Raw genomic sequence first — 19,734 nt, forward strand, 5'->3', positions numbered from 1 at the left:
TCCTCGCCCACTCGTTCTATCTCCCCGTGCCTTGGAAGTCGTTGCGCACCGAGAAGCTCGATTCAAACATTGCGATATCCCCGTATTGAAAGCGGTACGTCTGACCGCTATAGCTCACGCTGCTAAGCGGCTGTCCTTCAATTTCCCACATATTCGCCATCGGCGCGTCATACCGGATTTCTGGATTTGCCTTGCGCTCCTGCTGGTACGCACTCAGGTCAAAATGAACCATCAGATAGCCATTTTTCAAAAACGCGCCCTCACTGCCATTGAGCGCCCCGCCGTTTTGCCTGGCCACCTCTAAAATATTCGTGCCCTTCGGCAGCACATACGGTGCGATTGGCAGGCTATACTCCCCGTACCACCGCTGCACGCTCCGCAGCGCTTGCACCGCATTCACACTAGCCGGCACCTGTGCACCGCTTGGCCCCACTAGCGTGCGGGACGCATACGACAGCTCTTCTAGGCTGTATCCTGCACTAATAACCGTTTTCCGCGTAATGTAGTGCTTCCAGAACTTCTCCCACGAAGCGCCAAACCGATTCGCTGGCGATAACAGATAGTCATACTCATAGCTCGCTGCTTGGCTCAGCGAGGTCGTCGTCACCCCGCGCAGCAGATCCGCCAGCTGATACGTTCGGCTGTACAGCTCCTGATCCCGCGCCGAGCCGACCTTAATCAGCTTATTCCGTGGCCCGGATACGTCGTAGTACAAGTCCACCTCCTGCGCATTTCCGCCCTGCTTGCTCACAAACCAGAAGCTTGGCTGGATTTGGATGCCTGCGTCCTTGCCGCTGTAGCTCCCGATAGTTTCAAAGTAGAACGAGATGGGATAGCCATTATGCGGCACCGTGGCCGCTTCTCTTGGATGCGAGCCTGGTCGAATCGGCAATAGCCGTGAAGGCTGGCTCGCTAGATTCGTCTCTTCTCGATCCTTCGTTCGTCCACCCGATTCATAGACATAACCTGAATGCTGCTTCGAGCCTTTCGCCGTGCGAAACACCGATTCATAGCGCAGGTCGCCAATGTCCGTAATGGTGAAATCTGAAATGCGGCCTTGCACCGTAAAGAGCAGCGTGCGGCTCGCTCCATAGTTCGCGAGATCCCCATTCAAGTCCGTCTGATACGCCGACGAGCCATCCGGTGTATTAATCGCCCACGCCTGCGTCACCGCATCGTAGTTCCCTTCCGGTACCCAGACCGGAATGCGGTATGTTTGCTTCGCTGCTCCGACAGGATAATCAATCCACGTTTGCGCGGGATAGAAGGTGCTTCCGTGGTACACATCAAACGGGAATACAATTCGTTTGTTTCGCGTATATCTCGCATAGTCCCGGTTGCCGTATCCGAGCTGATTCAAATGCGGCGCCGTCTCATCAAAGTCGACGGAAAACTCCCGTCCCAGCACAAGCACCGTTCGCGCCATATTCGGGATGACGCTCTGATCAAAGCCGCGATTTTCATCCGGTGCTTCGGAATCATTGACCACCGGGGTGTGGACGGTCACCGTATTGAGCCCTTCAATCGGGAACGTTTGAACATCCCCCTCCCCATTGATGCTCAGCAGGCTCTCGTACGACAGGATGCCATCACTCGGCTCATCCCGGCTGTTCGCCCGCGTACCAGGTATGATTAAGCCGCTTTCATAGAGCACATCTTCTCCGATCTCCTCGGCTTCTACGATATCAATTGGCTCTGGGGTTTCATCGTCCTGCTGCACGTCGTCCATGATGACGGAGCCGTCAAAATCCAGACGGTCGTTCCATACCTTGATGCGCCCGACCTGCCCCTCTGCTTCTTCGGTCCAGTCCTCCGACGGCACGCTCGGACGGCTGCCGCCCCCATCAATCGTTTCTCCTGACAGCACCTTCGCACGGTACGGCGGCTTCTCCATATGCTCAGCCGTCACGCCCCCTTGCACATCCGGCGCGGTATAGCCGTTTGGCAGCAGCGTAATCGCCCCATAAGGCAGTGCATATTGATTCAGCGTCGCTTGCTTGAGTCCCCATGCATCGAACGTCGTGATTTCCCAATAGGAAAACGGCCGCTCCACATCATACACCGTCGTTACCGTCTCGGATTCTTGATGACGGACCGTTCTAGTCCTTGGGTTGCCATCCGAATCTGTACCATCTGATTCCTCCGTCTGCCATTTCAACGTATACGTTTTGGACACCGGAATTTTAAACGTACAGGTTCCTTCCTCTTGATCAAATGTATAGTCAAACAGATACGCTTTGCCAAATACATTCGCATACAGCGCGTCACTGCTCGGAATCCCCTTGCTCACATCGAACTGCTCTGCTCCTCGCGCATCTGCCCGAATCTCGCCTCGGGCATCCGGCGTTATCGAGGTTTGACTTCGGCTTAATCCTGGCTGCGCTTCACAGATAACCGAGGCTCCAGGCGTACAGCTTGCTCCAGTACACGTTGTAGCTCCCACCGTCAGCGTAATTCTCGCCGTAATGTTATACCCATTTGCCCCATTGTCTTTCCAGTTTGCCGTAATCACAGCCGAGCCTCGGCTATGTGCGGTCACTAGACCTGTTTGTTCATCAACGGAAATGACGGCCGAGCGATCACTTTTCCAAATTACATTTGTAGCTGTATTTTGCCAATCCCTCGCCTCAAACCCTTCCGTTTTTATTTGGGCCGTTAACTGAGAAGTTGCTCCCACTGCGCTAGGAGAAGCTCCCTGTATGCGTATTTCCTTAATTTGTTCGTCTTCACCTCGCCACGTAAGCTGTGTCTCAAACCAATACTCAACGATAAACTTGTCTTGTCCGCCAGGTCTTTTATTTCCAGTTTCATATCTATTCGTTTTATTCGGACCACCTGTGGTAACTTTATACACCAGAAATTTATTATTTGTTCTGCCAGGATTTAACCAAACTCCTTGTGCTCCAGGCCACGATGACTCATTAATGAAGGCATGTTCCGACGGGGTCGAAGATAAACCATATTTATCCTGAGTTAGCCTATGCTCATGTCCTTCAGCATCCTTGAATGTTCCAGGTGCATATAAAGCCATTCGTGTAACCCCAATAAATGTGGTCGGTACAGGATAAGGAGCCGTATCTCTCGTAGCAGGATTTGTATTTCCATTATCCGCTTCAGCCCTTCCCGGATATCCTTCTCCGATGGAGTCCGCAGAATCAGCCCAAAAATTCCCGTTGTCGATTTGGTACCACATGATTTTAGGGGTAGCGATTGTTTGAGCTATGACTGGATAATATTTATGCTGCTTACTTCCTGTATAATTTGCAGATAGTGGATTGAATTTAATATCGTAGGCGACGGGAGGAGCCGCCTCAGCAGCCCTTACCGATTTTTCATTTCCACTCGAAAGTAGAAAGGCCATACATGTTCCTAGCACCATTAGCGAAAGAAAAACTCTCTTAGTCTTCATTTCTCCTCTATTCTACCAGTACATATAGACAGTGGCCTCCGTGCCATCTGCTGCCGTTAGAAAAGTAGGTGTTCTAAAAGCACTTATACCGGTCCAAAACGTTCTGGGCTTACCTACGCTTACAAAATCCGAAAACGCTTCATATTTGGCTCCCTTTCCAGAGTCTGTAGGCATAGTTTCATAACCATATTTTTCAGGCAGGTCACCTGTCAGAGGAGCTCCTGTTAGAGTTGGATAGCCATTAATGTAACGAGATATGTTATCCATTTCTCTGCTTGCTGTTACGGTTTGCTCGGTGTATGCTGACCAGCCCTTAAATATTTCATCATAAAACATTTCTCCATAAATCCCGCGTTCTTCGCTACCGATTTTTTCAGATAAATTTACGACGATGACGCGATCTAACGTAAAACTCCCAAAGCCGTAGGCCAGATTAAACGTCTTTCCCATCACACTATGTATATTTCTAGGCTTTCCATCTACACCTTTTATGTCCCTTGCCTTGCCAAAACTCATTACATTCGTTCCATACAAGCCCACTTCTCGCAATTCATTTAATCCCATATAATTTTCGGCTTTAGTTCCTTCAATTTTCAAATAACGGTAGATCATGACGGCCACTTCTGCACGTGTAGTCGTATCCTTTAGTCCAAAGCTCTGATCGGGTTTGCCCTTCATCAGCCCTGTTCCTCTAGCTATCGCTATATATGGCGTTTGAGTTTTGCTAATTCCTGTATGGTATGTTTCTGTAAACGGCAGCAGTGTCCCCTCTACATCTTTTATAGCAGTTACAAAGCTGGGCTCACTTCGCACAAGACCTTGTGAAAACCACTTCGCCATATCGTATCTAGTCATCGCCTGATTGGGACTAAATTTCGCTCCTGGTGCATCTCCTGGTTTAATAAAGCCCGTTCCAACTGCTCCGTTAATCGCACTGGCCGCCCAGTAGCTTCCCGGCACATCCGTAAAGCTTGCTTTGCTGCCGTCATTTTTATTTTTGGTTATTCGAACTAGCACACTTGCGAGTTCTGCTCGTGTAATCAAACCATTCGGCTTAAATGTACCATTGGAATAGCCCTTTAAATAACCATCCGATACTGCTTTCTTAATAGTTGATTCTGCCCAGTGGCCCTTTATATCTGTGAAAACGGGAGCAGCACTTGTACTTGCATAAGCTTCTCTCACACTTGACAGGTCTTGCCTTGCTGTCACCGCTTCCTTCCCCATTACCACACTGCTAGTCATTAATAAATTGGCAGATACAACAAATGCTATTATGGCTTTAATACTTGTTCTCATTGTTCAACTCTCCTCATCGCTTGTAAAGATAAAAGACTCTGTTTAAAAATGGATTACAGGATATTAATTCCTATCCCATCATAATTACATCTAACGAACTAATTTGCAATACATTTTATATGTAAATAGTAATAGATTTAAAACATATATCTACATTTTCACCCTCCAGAATCCTAAAACATGACTTTTTCAGTACACAAATGACGTATCGAATATTATTGATAGTTTGGATATATCTTCAATGCCAGAGAATTCAAGCACTCTTTTCGCTAAAAAACATACTAAAAAAGCTGCCGAGATATCCTCGACAGCTTAAACAATGAGTTATGAAGTTTTCTTATTTAATTCTGTATTCTCCGGCTTCTCCACATCCAGCACATCCATGAGGAACATGAAGATTGGGATACCGATAATAAGGCCCCATATGCCCATATAATGCTGGGCAAAGATCAGAATGATAAACGTATAGAACATCGGAAGCTTTGTTTTGTGCGCATATAGCCTTGGATTCAGGAAGTAGGTTTCCACCGCATGGATGACCAAGATCATGCCAATCGCCCACAGCACCATCGACAGCCCGCCGATCTGGTAGCCAATAATACCAATCGGGATGAACGAAATGATAACGCCTGCCACCGGAATCAGGCTGAGCAGGAACACCATAATCGTAAGTGCAATTAAATAAGGGAAACCGAGTATCCAAAGCCCAATCATCGTCAGCGCTGTATTAAATAGGGCAATCAGCAGTTGAACCTCTATTACCTTGCCGAAGGAAGAAGCAAATTTGCTGCCGAAATAATGAAACTCCCGATAGGCCCAGGAAATTTTGCTATAACGGAATTTCTCGGTAAACTGATTGACTTTGTTTTTTTGCAAAAGGTAGAAAAAGCTAAGCAAAATAACGAACAAAATAATTTCCAGCCATTTTCCCAGCTTCATAATGTAATCGACGGCGCTGCCCAAATACTTCTGGTAGTCCACCTTCTCCAGAGCATCGACCAGCACTCCGACAATATGGTTGTCTTGTGAGGTGTCTAAAAACCTCGTAATATTATTAATCATATCCACGACTTGATTGATCATTTTAGGCAAATAATTAGATATTCCGAAAACTAATCCGGTCACAAGCAAGACGTATAACACAACCGTCACCAAAATAGGAGATATCGGAAACAGCTTGCTGAGCTTTTTCGTTACAAACCCTTCGAGCCGTCCCATAACGAACGTTACCAGAAAGAGCAGCAGCAATAAATTAAGCATATTGTGAAGGCTGTAGAACAACAGCACAACCAACATAATAAACAAGATTCTTCTAATAACTGAATGGGCAAAAAATGTGCGCAACGCTTCCATAGACTTCCCTCATTTTTATCTAGTCTCGTCTCCTTGAACCCTTTCACCTTATACGGCTCCAGCCTCTACATGTTTCACTTTTTTTGTAGAGCAGCCGATTAAAGCAATAGGTTCATTCCTAATAGTACCTGATACCTAAGCGAGACACAAGCAAACGCCGCGCATTTATCCTTCATATAAAAATCCAACAAAATCATAAATTTACGGCATCGCAACTAGCCTAGCCAAACCTTTAAGATAAAGGAGGATGGAGCATAAGCTGAATATAAGCAATCCGTTCGTTGGAGGGGGATCTACGACTACGATGAAGCTTAAAAATAAAGTCGTCTTTATTACCGATGCGGACAGCGGATCTGGAAGAGCGCTTTTTCGCCTTTTTGCCGAGCAAGGCGCGCATTTTATTTTAAATAGCAGGTCTGGTGGCGCCTCTATGAAGGAGGAGCTTAAGCGCGCCAGCACTTTAGGGCTCAATATCTTTGTAAGCGCTGTAGATCTTTGCAGCAGCAGCGGCCTGCATGCGGTGCTAGAGCAAGCAACGCTCCAGCTTGGCCGCGTAGATGTGCTCATTCATAATAATGATCTCATGAAACCAACCTCTATTGAATATGGCGAAGAGGATTTATTTCTGGGTGTGCTGAATACGAACGCTAAATCCGCTTTTATATGCACAAAGCTAGTCGGCCAGCAAATGGCTGAGGCTGGGTCAGGTTCGATTATCTACGTCTCCTCCATTCATGCACAGAAGCCAACCGGCTCCTCCTTCGCCTACAGCGCGTCCAAAGGCGCGGTCAGCATGCTGGCAAAAGAAGCGGCTCTCGTGCTTGGACGCAGCGGCGTAACCGTCAATACGATTGAGCTAGGTCCAATCAAAGGCGATAATGAACGGTTCGCTAGTGAGCTATCCACACTATATGAGGATTACGCGTACAAAGTGCCAAGCGCAGTACTCGGCAGCTATGATGATTTGGCCCAGCTTTCGCTGTTCTTAGCCTCTGGCGAGGCGCGATACGTCAATGGCGCGGACATTCGGCTCGATGGCGGATTTTTGCAGCATTATATGGATTTCAATATGAAGCGTCCTCCGCTGCTGGACAGTCAAGGAGGATGAGCATGGATCTGACAGGCAAGGTGGCCCTCGTAACGGGCGCCGGAACAGGTATCGGCCAAGGTATTGCTATTCAGCTCGCAAAATGCGGCGCAAAAGTCGTCATTCATTATAATCGCAGCGATGCCGGTGCAAAGGAAACGCTAGCACAAATTCAAGCAGCAGGTGGCCAGGCCGTTGTAGCGCAAGCCGATGTTGCCTGCAAAGCAGAAATCGAACGGTTGATGAAGCAAGCCGCATATGCCTTTCCTGCATCGGAGTCAGGAGGTACCATTGACATTTTAGTCAACAATGCCGCTTTGCAGCTTAATTATGGGCTGTTTGACCATGATGAAGCATCCTTTGACCGCATGATGAACATTAATCTGAAGGGTTATTGGCAGTGTATGCAAGCCGCTATTCCGTATATGAAAAATAACGCTGACGGAGGCCGTATTATTCTCATCTCCTCCGTTCACAGCAAGCGTCCAACTGATTTCGACGCCGTTTATTCCATGACCAAGGGCGGTATCCGCATGCTGGGGCGGGAAGCGGCGATTGAGCTGGCTAAGTATGGCATTACCGTCAATACAATAGAGCCTGGGCAAATAGATGTTGGCGTGCAGTCTGCAAGAGAATCTCGGCCCATTGGGCCTGCTGCCCTAAACCATGACTCGCAGAAGCCTGTCCGCCCAAAGCGGGATATCCGCAAGAGGTTTCCGCTCGGACGTGTCGGCAAGCCGCTTGATGTCGCTCGGCTCGTCTGCTTTATTGCATCAGATGAAAGCGAGTTTATGACTGGCTCCGCCATCCGATTGGACGGAGGCAGCATGCTGCTGTAGCAGCCGAGTGATCCTTAAGATAACGATAATAGGGGAGTGACGTTAGTGATTAATAAAGAAACCTATGAGGAAACGTTAGCCCATGTGCGAACAAGCTCCAATCCAACACAGCTTCGCATTACCGACATCCGCTTTACTGACATTGTAGGCGGACCTTTCCACAGCAGCCTCATTAAAGTGTATACAAATCAGGGACTGGTCGGGTTTGGCGAAGTTCGTGACGGAGCCGATAAGGTGTATGCACAAATACTGAAAGCACGGCTGCTGGGTGAAAACCCTTGCCATGTCGATAAGCTGTTCCGCCGCATCAAGCAGTTCGGCGGCCACGCCCGTCAAGGCGGCGGGGTAAGCGGCCTTGAAATTGCTCTATGGGATTTGGCTGGAAAAGCGTATGGCATTCCCGTCTATCAAATGTTAGGCGGACGCTTCCGCGACCGCATTCGCATGTACTGCGACACAGAAGTCGTAGGCAAAGACACGGGTAAAGCAATGGGCAAGGCTTTGAAGAAGCGTATGGATGAAGGCTTTACTTTTCTAAAAATGGATCTCGGCATTGGCCAGATCATCCATGAGCCGGGCACCTTAAGCGCCCCGCTCGGCTTTCTTGAGGAAATGCGGGAGAAGTCGCGCAGCCGCTACAATCAAAATTTTGACGGCATGTCGGATGAACAGCTTCGTGAAATAACGAACCGCCATTATGATATTTTTAATATTGCACATCCCTTTACCGCTATTCAGGTGACTGAAAAAGGGCTCGATCTGCTTGAGCAATATGTTGCCGATGTCCGCTCCGTTATCGGCTATCAAGTGCCGCTCGCTATTGACCACTTTGGACATATCGGGCTGGAAAGCTGTATCAAGCTTGGCCGCCGCGTCGAGAAGTTCAACCTTGCTTGGATGGAGGATATGCTACCGTGGCAGTATACCGAGCAATACGCGAAGCTTGCACGGGCAGTGGCAACGCCGATTTGTACTGGCGAGGACATCTATTTGAAGGAAAACTTTAAGCCATTACTGGAAGCGGGCGGCGTATCCGTCATTCATCCAGATGTGCTGACGAGCGGGGGGATTCTGGAGACGAAGAAGATCGGTGATATGGCGCAGGACTATGGCGCGGCAATGGCCATCCATATGGCAGAAAGCCCGATTGCTTGTCTAGCGGCCGCGCATGTTGCAGCCGCAACGGAAAATTTTCTGGCCCTCGAATACCATTCCTGCGAGGTGCCTTGGTGGGATGATATTATCATTAGCAGCAAGCTGCCGAATAAGCTGGTGCACGATGGCTTCATAACGATCAGCGATGCGCCTGGACTTGGCATTGATGATTTAAATGACGAGGTGCTTGCCGAGCACCTGCATCCCGATATTCCCGGCATCTGGGAGCCTACCGACTCGTGGAACAAGCTGCGGTCGAACGACCGTTTATGGAGCTAGTCAACCAGAAGGATAAGAACGCAACATCATCTTAAATATAAATAAGTGTTCAAATGAAGCAAGCTGCTTCACCTGCCCTAAGGGGACTTGTGAAGCAGCTTGTTTGTTTTTGCTGCTTGCCGTTTATTTCAGCCTTTTACCACTTAGAGGGATCAATGTCCCCCGGATTAAGCCCTGCCCATACGTTCGGTACGCTCACCGCAGACGGATCGTCAAATACGAGGAACGCGGTCGGCAGGTAACGTCCGCCTTCGCCTTTAGAAGAAGGCTTATTAATGAGCTCACCGCCCTCCTTAATCAGCACGGACGAGGAGCCTCCATCCAGATTGGCCGCAATGACAGCGCCATGCTCCAGCATAATTTGCTGGCAGTCATACAGATCGGCGCCTATGCTGTAGCCGATCTGTCTGCCGTCAATGACGAGGAACAAAATCGTGCCATCCTCCTTCTGCCCCATCACCGTCCGTGGCGCAACACCCCAGCCATCGGCGTGATTTTTGATCAAGCCCTTGCCATTCACAATCATTCGCGGCTCGAAGCTGACCGCCTCTGATATGCCCAGCTTCATAAGCTCCTTGATTGAATAGCGGCCTGCCAGCATTTTACCTTGCTTGTCCAATCCGACAATTTGCGTGCTTGCATCCTTGCCAAGGCTATTGTAATATATTTCTCCTTGCGTAATGACAAGTCCGATTGGCTGAAAGCCGTTGCCCTGCCACTCTGGATCGGCAAACCCTCCGGCATTGACGCCCGCTATGGCACCTGTCCGCTTGACCATGCTCCCCACCTTCTCACCTCGACCCGCTTTCTCCGGTACGACGAGCCGGATTTTCTTCGGGTCCTTCACCGTCATGAGAAAACCGTGATAGCCTTTGCCATCGACCTCCTCTATGCTGGTCAGCGAATCCGCAGCAGGCTCGCCTGCCCCGCTGGGCAGCGTAATTTGATGAGTATCCCTTTCCTCGCCCATCTCTTGAAACTGCTTGGCATAATTGGCTACACGATCAGCAAGCCCTTGCTCGCCGATTAAATATTTCGCTAGAAAGCGATGCTGCGTTGTAATGATCGCATCCGCGAGCTTATAGCGAAAGCTCGTACCTGAGGTCGTGAAGAAAAACCAGCTCAGGAAAAGCAGTGATGCTATTATAATCGCAACGAATAACGTTGCCACTATCCTCAAGAAGCGAGGCTTCTTGCGTTTGCTTAGAGGAAGACGGCTCTTCCTTGCAGAAGCACGGCTTCCCATCGACGGGGCAGAATGAGGTGCATGCGGTACATTTGAAATGGTGCCCACTCCCTAATTCATAAATTTTAATCAATGAATAGACGGGAATAGGGAGCAAGTTGTTGCAAGCGGCCAGCCCTTCGCAAATTATTCCTTTATGGTCGCTGTAATGGTTATAATGGAAGAGAAGGGTTAAACGCATTACAAAAACAGGAGTGCACCTATTGGAGGTAGAAAAATGACTGCAAACCAAGCAGGCTATGAAGTAACCAGCTATACCGATACGTATCAGATCTTTGAGTTAAAGGAACACGCAACAAATTCCCGTGTTCTCATCTGCCCTGAACGCGGCGGCATCGTTATCGGCTGCCAGCTGCAAGGCCAAGAGCTGCTGTATCTCGATCGCGACACCTTTATTGATCCGGCTGCCAACATTCGCGGCGGCATTCCGGTTTTGTTTCCGATATGCGGCCAATTGCGAGACGGTGCCTACGAATGGGATGGCGTAAAGTATACGATGCGCAATCATGGGGTAGCCCGCCAGGCTTCATGGAGCGTTGAAGGGCAGTCTGCTGACAATGAAGCCTCCCTTACGCTTTCTCTGGAAAGCAGCGCACAGACACAGGCTGCGTATCCGTTCAGCTTTAAGCTGACCTTCACCTATCGCTTGAAGAACGGCAAACTGGATATCGAGCAAGCATACAGCAATTTGTCCGAGACTAGCATGCCTGTACATGCCGGCTTCCATCCTTATTTCGCCATTGCCGAAAAAAACCTGACCTACCGCTCTGATGCGCTGCAAGCGCTAGATTACAATGACAATCAGGTGAAGCCGTTTACAGGCCCGCTGAATTTGAACGGTCTCGTTGAATCCGTAGCTTTGCTGGATGCGACGACACCTGAAATTTCATTTCCGTTCGGTGATCAGCAAATTAAATTAAGCTACAGCGAAGTGTTTGGCACAACCGTCATTTGGTCGGTGGAAGGCAAGCCTTTTGTATGCGTAGAGCCTTGGACTGCTCCAAATGAAGCGTTGAACGACAAAAAAGGGCTCGTGATGGTTGAAGCGGGCCAAGCTTTGGAAGCCCGCATCACGATAGCCCTTGAAGCTTAATATAGCTGCAACTAGATGAAACAGCTGTCGCCGTCCTGAGGCGGCGCAGCGCGTTTTATCCCGCTTACCGTCTGGACGCTGCCTCCATCAACCCTTTCATGTAGCCTACCCCGAACAATCGTCCCAGCAGCTCATAGCCGGGGTTGTCATTCGTCTCGCCTTCCATCGTCGGCACATGATCAGGCCTTACCGGCCCCGCATAGCCGACATCATAGTAGGTGTACATCGCCTCCAGCATGTCGGTAATGCCATCATCATGAAACGTTTCCTCAAACTTTTCCGCTGTGCCGCGCACATCTCTAAAATGAACAAAAAACATTTTGTCCTGCCCGGCAAAATGGCGAATGACGCTTGGGATATGCTCCCCCGCCGTCGCCAGCGTTCCTTGGCATAGCGTAATGCCATTATATGCGTTTGGCACAAGCTCAATAGCTCGCTGCAAGGCATCGGCACTTCGCAAAATACGCGACACACCGCGGATAGGGGTAATCGGTGGATCATCGGGATGCAGCGCCAGCTTGACCTTCGCTTCCTCCGCCACAGGCACAATCTGCTCCATAAAATAATGCAGATTTTCCCACAGCTGCTGCTCGGATACTTCGCCCGCTTCAGTAAGCGGAGCATTCCTCATCAAGCTGTGATCATAGCTTGAGACGAGCGCACCGCCCCGCGTACGAGTCGTTGTTGAGGTGCGGAACCAATTGAATTGCGCCATAAAATTGTAGCATAGCACAGGGATACCCGCCCTCCCCATATGAACGATTAATTGCTGAAATACTTCAATTTCCGCATCGCGTCCTGCTGTGCCAAGCTTAATTTCATTGCTTGGCGGCATGGATTCAATGACAGCCAGGTTAATGCCGCTGTCGGCGAATCGCTGCTTCATGCGGATCAGCGGCATGAGCTCCCAAGGCTTCTCCCCTTTTTCATCCCATGCCAGACCGCTCACCGCATAATTGACATCCATTTGCTTCGCAAGCTGCCACAGACGATCAGGCCGCGGCGAGAAAAACTCTGCAAGCTGCATTTCAAATTTCCCCCTATTACGTTTTGTTTCCACTGCTTCCATAGATTAATTTACGATTTTGCGGCCTTCGCAGCTAGCTCCTTGCCCAGCTTGTCGATTTTATTATAGGCGTCCTCAATGGATTGCTGGCCGAAGGAGACGGCATCCATTTCTTTTTTGTACGCATCCACCCATTCCGAAAATCCAGCGGCAGGTGAATAAAACGGCAGCGCTTTGTCCACCGACATATCGTAAATTTCCTTGCCGAGCAAATCCTTGGCTTCAAGCGTCGGCTCAAGTGCCTTAAATATTTCTGGATTAATGGGCAGTCCGCGCGTCAAGCCGAGTGCTTTGCCCGCCTCCAAATCCGTTATAAACCATTTCACAAACTTCTTCGCTTCCTCCTTGTTTTTCGAATTGGCGCTTACGCTGAGAAAAATCGTCGATTGCGCCCAGCCGCCGCCGGCTGGTCCCGTCTGCAAATTGACAACGCCCAGCTTGCCAGGCATCAGCTGCTCCAGTGCGCTTACCGAGCCAGTCGTCGCGCCTCGCGTCAGCACTTTACCGGAAGCCATAGGGTCGGCTTGCGGGTCATTTTCCAAGAAGGAAGCGGCTAGCTCTGCTGGTGGAACGATTTTATTTTTGCGGAAATCATCATAAATGCCATAAAACGTCATAAACAGCTCCTTATCGAGCGTAAACGTTTTGCCCCCGTCCGACATAATGGGCGGCTTGCCCATCGCCGTCTGGTAATAGTTGAAGCCATCCCAGGTCGCTGTATCTCCAATCGGATATTTGCCCTCCGGCAGCTTGGCCCGAGCATCCCTCGCCCACTGAAAAAACTCATCATATGTCCAATCCTTATGCGGCAGCGGAATACCGAGCTGCTCCAGCTCTGTTTTGTTATAAGCGAAGCCTTGCGCGTTCTGGCTGAGCGGGATGCCATACAGCTTGCCGTTAATTTGCAAATTTTTCAGCACATTCGGGTCGACAATGCCGCTGAGGTCAATGTCGGACAAGTCCTCCAGCTGGCCTCTGGACACGTATTCCTGAATGTAGGCCGCATCCATTTGCAGCACGTCGGTTATCGACTTGGAGGCTGCCAGTGTCGGAAGCTTCTGCCAATAAGCATCCCAGGCCATAAATTCCGGCTTGAATTTCACATGAGGAAACTGCTGAGAATAAAGATCCAGCGCTTTTTTCGTCGCTTCATGGCGGGCATCCGAGCCCCACCACATGATGCCGAGCGTCGTCGCCGCCCCGCCTGCTTCACCACCTGCTGCGGTCTCCGCTGGCGAGCTTGGCTCCACTCCTTGATTGCCTCCTCCGCTCCCGCTATTGCCGCTGCATGCGGTCGTTGTCAGCACTAGAGCAAGCGTCAGCAGCGCCCAGCCTTTGCTTTTCAGCCATCTTTTTCCCATTATCCGTTCATCCCCTTCAAATCAAATATCTTTTTCTATAAGCGATCTTCACTTAGGTCGTTACCCTTTGAGTCCTGTTGTAGCAATACCTTCTACAAAGTGCTTTTGGGCCAGAAAAAAGATGAGAACGGAGGGCATAATGGACAGCAATGACATCGCAAGCAGCTGCCCCCACTGAATATCAAATTGGTCGATGAACATGCGCAGCGCAAGACCTACTGTGAACTTCTCCACCGAGCTTAAGTACAGCACCTGCGCGAAAAAATCGTCCCAGCTCCAAATAAAGGTGAAAATCCCCACGGTCACCAGCGCCGGCTTAATGAGCGGAAATATAATTCGCAGAAAAATGCCGTACACGGAAGCGCCGTCGATTTTGGCCGCCTCATCAAGATCACGCGGGATACCGCGAATAAATTGCACCAGCAAAAAAATAAAGAAGGCGCCGCCCCCGAAAAAATGCGGCAGCACAAGCGGAACGTAGCTGTCGACCAGCTCCAGCTTGTTGAACAAAATGTATTGCGGCACGACCGTGACCTGACCAGGCAGCATCATCGTCAGCAGCAAAATCGAAAACCAGAAGCCTTTAAACCGAAAGTACAAACGGCCAAAGCCATAAGCTACAATCGCCGCCGTCAAGACGCCGCCTGCTACATTGCCCAGCTCCATCAGCAGCGTATTGCCGAAGAAGTGAGCAAACGTATATTCGCCGGAAAAACGCCAGCCCTTGCTGTAATTTTCCCAAATCGGAATGGAGGGCCAAATCGTCGGCAGGCTCAGCTCAGACGTTTTTTTGAGCGAGGCGCCCACCCACCAAATGACGGGGTAAATCATGATGAAGGAAAACAGCGCAAGAAATAGATGATCGAAGCCTTTTGCACCCAGCCTTCTCATTTCGCCTTCCCCCCATCCGACTCGTAAAATACCCAGTAGCGGGAAGCGGCAAAGTTAATAATGGTCAGCAGCGCTACGATAACGAGCAGAATCCATGCCAGTGCAGAGGCATAGCCCATCTGGTAATGCTTAAATGCTTTTTCATAGAGGAACATGGCGTACATGTAGGTTGAGTTGATCGGCCCGCCCTTCGTAATAATGTAGGCCGACGTAAATGTCTGGAAGGAACCAATAATGCCAAGCACCAGGTTGAAAAACATTACGGGAGAGAGCATGGGGAGTGTAATGCTAATAAATTTTCGCGTTTTGCCCGCTCCATCAACCGAGGCGGATTCATAAAGCTCCTGTGGAATTTGCTTAAGCCCGGCCAGGAAGATAACCATGGTGGAGCCGAACTGCCACGTATTAAGCAGGATGAGCGTAGCCAGCGACGTATCGGGATTCGATATCCAGGCGACGCCTTGAATGCCAAACCAGCCAAGCACCTGATTCACATACCCGTCCAAACTGAACATATTGCGCCACAGTGCCGCTACGGCAATACTGCCCCCGATGAGCGACGGAAAATAAATCGCTGTGCGGTAAATATTCATGCCCCGCAAGCTTTTATTCAGCGCCATGGCCACCATAAGCGAGAAAAACAGCTTGAGCGGCACGGAGAACAGCACGAACATAAACGTAACCTTGAGCGACGTCGTGAAGGTGGAATCATTCGTGAAAATGCTGACATAGTTGTCCATCCCGATCCACTCGGGCGCTTCGAGCAGTGAATACTCCGTAAAGGATAAATAAAATGACTGGGCAATCGGCCACAAGGTCAGTAGTAAAAACCCTAGCAGCCATGGCGAAATAAACACGTAACCCGCCAAATGGGTAATCCGGTTATCTTTACGCTTCACCCCATTCCTCCCCTCCCTTTGCTTATTAGAGTCAAATGCCTGCCTGAGTCAGTTGCTTTTTGTCTAGCCTTACTTTATACGAAAACGCTTTCATAAATGAAGGAGACAATTTTATGAAATGGTTGGTTTTTTTAGTGTCCATTGTATAAAACCTTAAAATCGTCGCATCGACAAATCGACCGCTGTCCGCAACAATAAAGCTATAGCTAGAACTGCTCTAATTTGAACCCATTACTGTAGCGGAAGAGGTGCTGAAAGATGATGTTCGATAATGCCGAAGATATAAAACAATGGACCCCGCTTTGGGAGGGAGAGCGCTTTGAGAATGGCCGCCCTAAAGTAGATGAAGATATATTGCGCCGTATGCGAAAAATAACGCTGGAGGAAGCGTGGGGCCCGCTGTGGAATCGCGGCTATACGTTTCAATTCGAAGGGGAGTTTAAAATCATGCATCCCGAGCAGGTGATGGTCGGGCGTGCCGTTACGGCGGTCATGGTGCCCAAGCGGCCTGACCTGCATGAAACATTGCTTAATTACGGGCATGAGCAGGAGGATCGCCACGGCTTTTTCAACCAATGGGTCATTGATTCTCTAGTGGAGGACGATGTGGTCGTCGTCGATATGTTTGATAAAATTCATAGCGGCACTTACGTTGGCGGCAATTTATCTACGGCGATAGCCACCCGCACGAAGCGCGGCGGCGCCGTGATCTGGGGCGGCATCCGCGATAATCAGCAGGTGAAGGAAATCGGCGGTATTAATGTCTATTATCGGGGCAGCGATCCGACGGCGATAGCCGATGTGACGATGGTTGGCATGAATGTGCCGACGCGTATCGGCAAGGCGATCTGTATGCCAGGGGATGTCGTGCTGGGCACGCCTGCGGGCGTTATTTTTATTCCACCGCATTTGGCTGAGCTGACCGTTGTGCAGGCGGAGAAGTCGCAGGTTCGCGACGTATTCGGCTTCATTCGCCTTAAGCAGCAGGTGTATTCAACGGCACAAATAGACGCTGCGTGGAATACCGCGCTGTGGCAGGATTTCATCGACTGGTTCAAAAGCGATGACGCCGCAGCGGAATATCAGCATTTGAGCTGGGACGATGAGCTTGAGGATGCGAAGCAGAGAGAGCATGATGGGCCGCGGAGCGATGTGCGGCTGTAGAACGCAAAAGGAGGTTAGGAAAATTTTCCTGACCTCCTTTTGCATTTTTCAATTAACCCTTTTTAGGAATCCGTTTAATTAGTCTATCATTGTGATCGTAGACCAGAACGCATAAATCTTTGAATTCTCCCTTCAATTCGAAGTACATTTTAATAGCCTCATCCTTTGACATCGCTGCTCCAAATCGCTCATTCTTGTATGCAATATAGTATTTTGTCATAAGCAAATACTGACAATTTTCTACATTTATTTCAATTTGAATGTACCGGCACTAGGCAAAGCGATGGATACACTGGACAACCATTAGGATAATTGGCGCAGCCTTCTGAGATATAAAAGAGAACGATACCTTCGTTTAGTAAATTCCGGTTTCTTATTTTGCATGGTATAATCATGTTGAATGGAGCTGATTTGGGATGAACGAGCTGCTTGATCCTCGTAATGATTTCGTCTTCAAGCGCATTTTTGGCAGTGAAGAAAATAAAGATGTATTGCTGGCCTTTTTGAATCGCACTTTTGCAGAATCAAACGAACCTCAGCTAACTGAAATTGTACTTTTGAACCCCTATACGGATAAGGATGCCCCATTGGACAAACAGTCTATTTTTGATATTTGGGCCAAAACATCTGAGGGTAAACTAATTAATATTGAGATGCAGTTATTTAATAAATACGATATAGAGAAACGCACTCTTTTTTATTGGAGCAAGCGGTACTCAAGTCAATTGCAGGAAGGAAATACGTATAAGGAACTTAAGAAATGTGTGACCATTAACATATTGAATTATTCCTTCCTCGCTAATGACCGTTACCATAATGTGTTCCATTTGCGGGAAGACCACACTGGCCTCGCCTTAACGGATGATATTGAAGTGCACTTTATGGAGCTTTCCAAGTTAAATGATCAATTATTGCCTCATGAGGGCGGCTTAATTAATTGGCTGTTATTTCTGAAAGGTGCCGATAAATCAAATTGGGAGGTGCTAAAGATGAATGAACCAACACTAGGCAAAGCGATGGATACCTTGGAATTTCTAAGCCAGGATGGGGAAGCTCGCCGTTTGTATGAGGAGCGGCAGAAGTTTTTGCACGATGAGGCTTCCATGATTGAATGGGCTACGGAAAAGGGCATGAAACAAGGCGAACGCCAAAAAGCGATTGAAATCGCCAAAAATATGCTGGCATTGGGCATTGAAATTCCGCTCATCGCCAAAGCAAGCGGCTTGTCTGAAACGGAGGTCAAAGCGTTATAGCTGGAGCTGGCTATCATTCAGTAAATGATCGGTCGGCTATACGATCCATAGCGAAGAGGGAGCCCACGATTTCGTGAGCTCCCTCCTCCTTTATACATCCGATCTAATGCCCCGCCGACTCGCGGTACTCGCTTGGAGATAAGCCGACCCGCTTTTTGAAAATTTGGCTAAAATAGCGCGAATCCTGATAGCCGACCTTTTCCGCCACTTCGTAGTTTTTAAAATGCGTCGACTTGAGCATCGCTTTCGCTTTGTCGATTCGAATATCAGTCAAATGCTCGATAAACGTTTTGCCGGTATTGGTCTTGAACAGCAGGCTCAAATAGGTTGGCGTCATGTACACCTTCTCCGCCACGCTTTGCAGTGAAACATGCTGGCATTCCTGCTCCATATAATACATCGTTTTTTTAATGATGCTGCGATGGCTCTCGCCCTGATAGGGCGCTGCCGCTTTCCATAAGCCTGTAACAAATTCGCTGACACAACGAACCAATTCATGAAGCGTTTTCATTTTCAAAATAGATAAAATTTCATAAGGCTTATTAGCTGAAACGGTATCCGTATCAGCCAGTACTCTTCGCTCTATCCCCACGAGCAAACGCAGCGTCAGCTCATACATATGTGTTATATCAATCGCTCCATCCCTCATTACACTGCGATAAAACGCCTTTACCGCCTCTTCAAGCTGCCCCTCCGACGTCGCCGCCTTACAGCTATCAAACAGCTCCTTCTCCATATGCTCCGGATATTCCTGAAGCGGCACATAAGCGCGAAGCTCGCTAAAATAAATGATTTCGCCAATGCCCTGATAAAATTGATGCTGGAGAGCCTGCCCCGCCTGTTCATAGGAATGATTGACTTCGTGCAAATAGCCACAGGGCTTCCCTACACCAATCGTAATCGGATCGGAAAACTGCTCGCCCAGCATCGTCTGCACATTAGCGAGCATCTTCTTCGAAACCCAAGAAAACAGCAGCACGAGCCGATGCTCCTCATCTAAAAAAAGAACACCTCCCGCCGGAATACGCGGCTGCAAATATTCCCTCATTTTCTCCATATAGCCGAGCCGATCATGCTCATGATGAAAATAGGCCGCTGGTGCAAGCATGGCTACAGCCGGATACGTAAAATATGGATTTACATTCAGCTTCACCAGTTGCTCCTTCACATTCGCCTTTCCACTGCCGCTGACTCTGTCCAAAACCAGTTCTTGCAGCAAACGATCCCTCATCCAGGTCAGCAAATAATCGTCCTTCAGCCATTTCTCTTCTTTCACCATGCTCCATTTCCCCTTTAAATTGAAAGGTTAACAAGCAAGCTGCCCCTCGTCTTTACTCACG

At 49.0% G+C, this 19,734-nt stretch carries 15 protein-coding genes; 6 read left to right on the top strand and 9 right to left on the bottom strand.

Annotated features, from left to right (window positions below):
• Positions 1-16 precede the first annotated feature (16 nt).
• From V5J77_RS17670 to V5J77_RS17680, 3 genes are all read right to left on the bottom strand, one after another.
• A complete protein-coding gene (locus tag V5J77_RS17670) occupies positions 17-3,409 on the bottom strand; it encodes a DUF5704 domain-containing protein (RefSeq protein ID WP_338552124.1) in 3,393 nt (1,130 codons plus the stop codon).
• Between the two features lie 12 nt (positions 3,410-3,421).
• On the bottom strand, positions 3,422-4,708 hold the full coding sequence (locus V5J77_RS17675; protein WP_338552125.1) for an S-layer homology domain-containing protein: 1,287 nt from the start codon (positions 4,706-4,708) through the stop codon (positions 3,422-3,424).
• Positions 4,709-5,032: 324 nt separating this feature from the next.
• A complete protein-coding gene (locus tag V5J77_RS17680; RefSeq protein WP_338552126.1) occupies positions 5,033-6,061 on the bottom strand; it encodes an AI-2E family transporter in 1,029 nt (342 codons plus the stop codon).
• Positions 6,062-6,308: 247 nt separating this feature from the next.
• Here V5J77_RS17680 and V5J77_RS17685 point away from each other — a divergent pair, with 247 nt between their 5' ends.
• Genes V5J77_RS17685 through V5J77_RS17695 form a run of 3 tightly spaced genes read left to right on the top strand, consistent with a single transcriptional unit; the run spans position 6,309 to position 9,421 of the window.
• Entirely contained in the window at positions 6,309-7,169 is an 861-nt protein-coding gene (locus V5J77_RS17685; RefSeq protein ID WP_338552127.1) for an SDR family oxidoreductase, read from the top strand.
• The gene (locus V5J77_RS17690; RefSeq protein WP_338552128.1) at positions 7,166-7,987 is read left to right on the top strand and encodes an SDR family oxidoreductase; all 822 of its coding nucleotides are present in this window, start codon (positions 7,166-7,168) and stop codon (positions 7,985-7,987) included. The genes V5J77_RS17685 and V5J77_RS17690 overlap by 4 nt, the downstream gene beginning before the upstream one ends.
• A gap of 45 nt (positions 7,988-8,032) precedes the next feature.
• On the top strand, positions 8,033-9,421 hold the full coding sequence (locus V5J77_RS17695) for a mandelate racemase/muconate lactonizing enzyme family protein (protein WP_338552129.1): 1,389 nt from the start codon (positions 8,033-8,035) through the stop codon (positions 9,419-9,421).
• 136 nt (positions 9,422-9,557) lie between these two features.
• On the opposite strand, the gene V5J77_RS17700 is transcribed toward V5J77_RS17695, so the two are convergent.
• Positions 9,558-10,667 (bottom strand): phosphodiester glycosidase family protein, encoded by a 1,110-nt coding sequence (locus tag V5J77_RS17700; RefSeq protein ID WP_338556893.1) that lies wholly within the window; start codon positions 10,665-10,667, stop codon positions 9,558-9,560.
• Positions 10,668-10,884: 217 nt separating this feature from the next.
• Between V5J77_RS17700 and V5J77_RS17705 the strand changes: the two genes are divergently transcribed.
• Positions 10,885-11,760 (top strand): aldose epimerase, encoded by an 876-nt coding sequence (locus V5J77_RS17705; protein ID WP_338552130.1) that lies wholly within the window; start codon positions 10,885-10,887, stop codon positions 11,758-11,760.
• 64 nt (positions 11,761-11,824) lie between these two features.
• On the opposite strand, the gene V5J77_RS17710 is transcribed toward V5J77_RS17705, so the two are convergent.
• The 4 genes from V5J77_RS17710 to V5J77_RS17725 are packed head-to-tail and all read right to left on the bottom strand — an operon-like array spanning position 11,825 to position 15,977.
• Positions 11,825-12,787, bottom strand: a complete 963-nt coding sequence (locus V5J77_RS17710; RefSeq protein WP_338552131.1) for a mannonate dehydratase — start codon at positions 12,785-12,787, stop codon at positions 11,825-11,827.
• A gap of 50 nt (positions 12,788-12,837) precedes the next feature.
• Entirely contained in the window at positions 12,838-14,187 is a 1,350-nt protein-coding gene (locus V5J77_RS17715) for an extracellular solute-binding protein (RefSeq protein ID WP_338552132.1), read from the bottom strand.
• Positions 14,188-14,247: 60 nt separating this feature from the next.
• A complete protein-coding gene (locus tag V5J77_RS17720; RefSeq protein ID WP_338552133.1) occupies positions 14,248-15,078 on the bottom strand; it encodes a carbohydrate ABC transporter permease in 831 nt (276 codons plus the stop codon).
• Complete coding sequence (locus V5J77_RS17725; protein ID WP_338552134.1) at positions 15,075-15,977, bottom strand: sugar ABC transporter permease; 903 nt, start codon at positions 15,975-15,977, stop codon at positions 15,075-15,077. Before V5J77_RS17725 ends, V5J77_RS17720 begins: the two co-directional genes overlap by 4 nt.
• A 258-nt stretch (positions 15,978-16,235) precedes the next feature.
• Here V5J77_RS17725 and V5J77_RS17730 point away from each other — a divergent pair, with 258 nt between their 5' ends.
• Positions 16,236-17,141 carry an RraA family protein gene (locus V5J77_RS17730; protein ID WP_338552135.1) on the top strand — a complete coding sequence of 302 codons (906 nt, stop codon included), beginning with the start codon at positions 16,236-16,238 and terminating at the stop codon, positions 17,139-17,141.
• Positions 17,142-17,557: 416 nt separating this feature from the next.
• On the top strand, positions 17,558-18,394 hold the full coding sequence (locus V5J77_RS17735) for an Rpn family recombination-promoting nuclease/putative transposase (protein ID WP_338552136.1): 837 nt from the start codon (positions 17,558-17,560) through the stop codon (positions 18,392-18,394).
• Between the two features lie 103 nt (positions 18,395-18,497).
• On the opposite strand, the gene V5J77_RS17740 is transcribed toward V5J77_RS17735, so the two are convergent.
• Positions 18,498-19,673 carry a helix-turn-helix domain-containing protein gene (locus V5J77_RS17740; protein ID WP_338552137.1) on the bottom strand — a complete coding sequence of 392 codons (1,176 nt, stop codon included), beginning with the start codon at positions 19,671-19,673 and terminating at the stop codon, positions 18,498-18,500.
• Positions 19,674-19,734: the final 61 nt, after the last annotated feature.

Source organism: Paenibacillus sp. KS-LC4, from assembly GCF_036894955.1.
In the GTDB taxonomy this organism is placed as follows: Bacteria; Bacillota; Bacilli; order Paenibacillales; family Paenibacillaceae; genus Pristimantibacillus.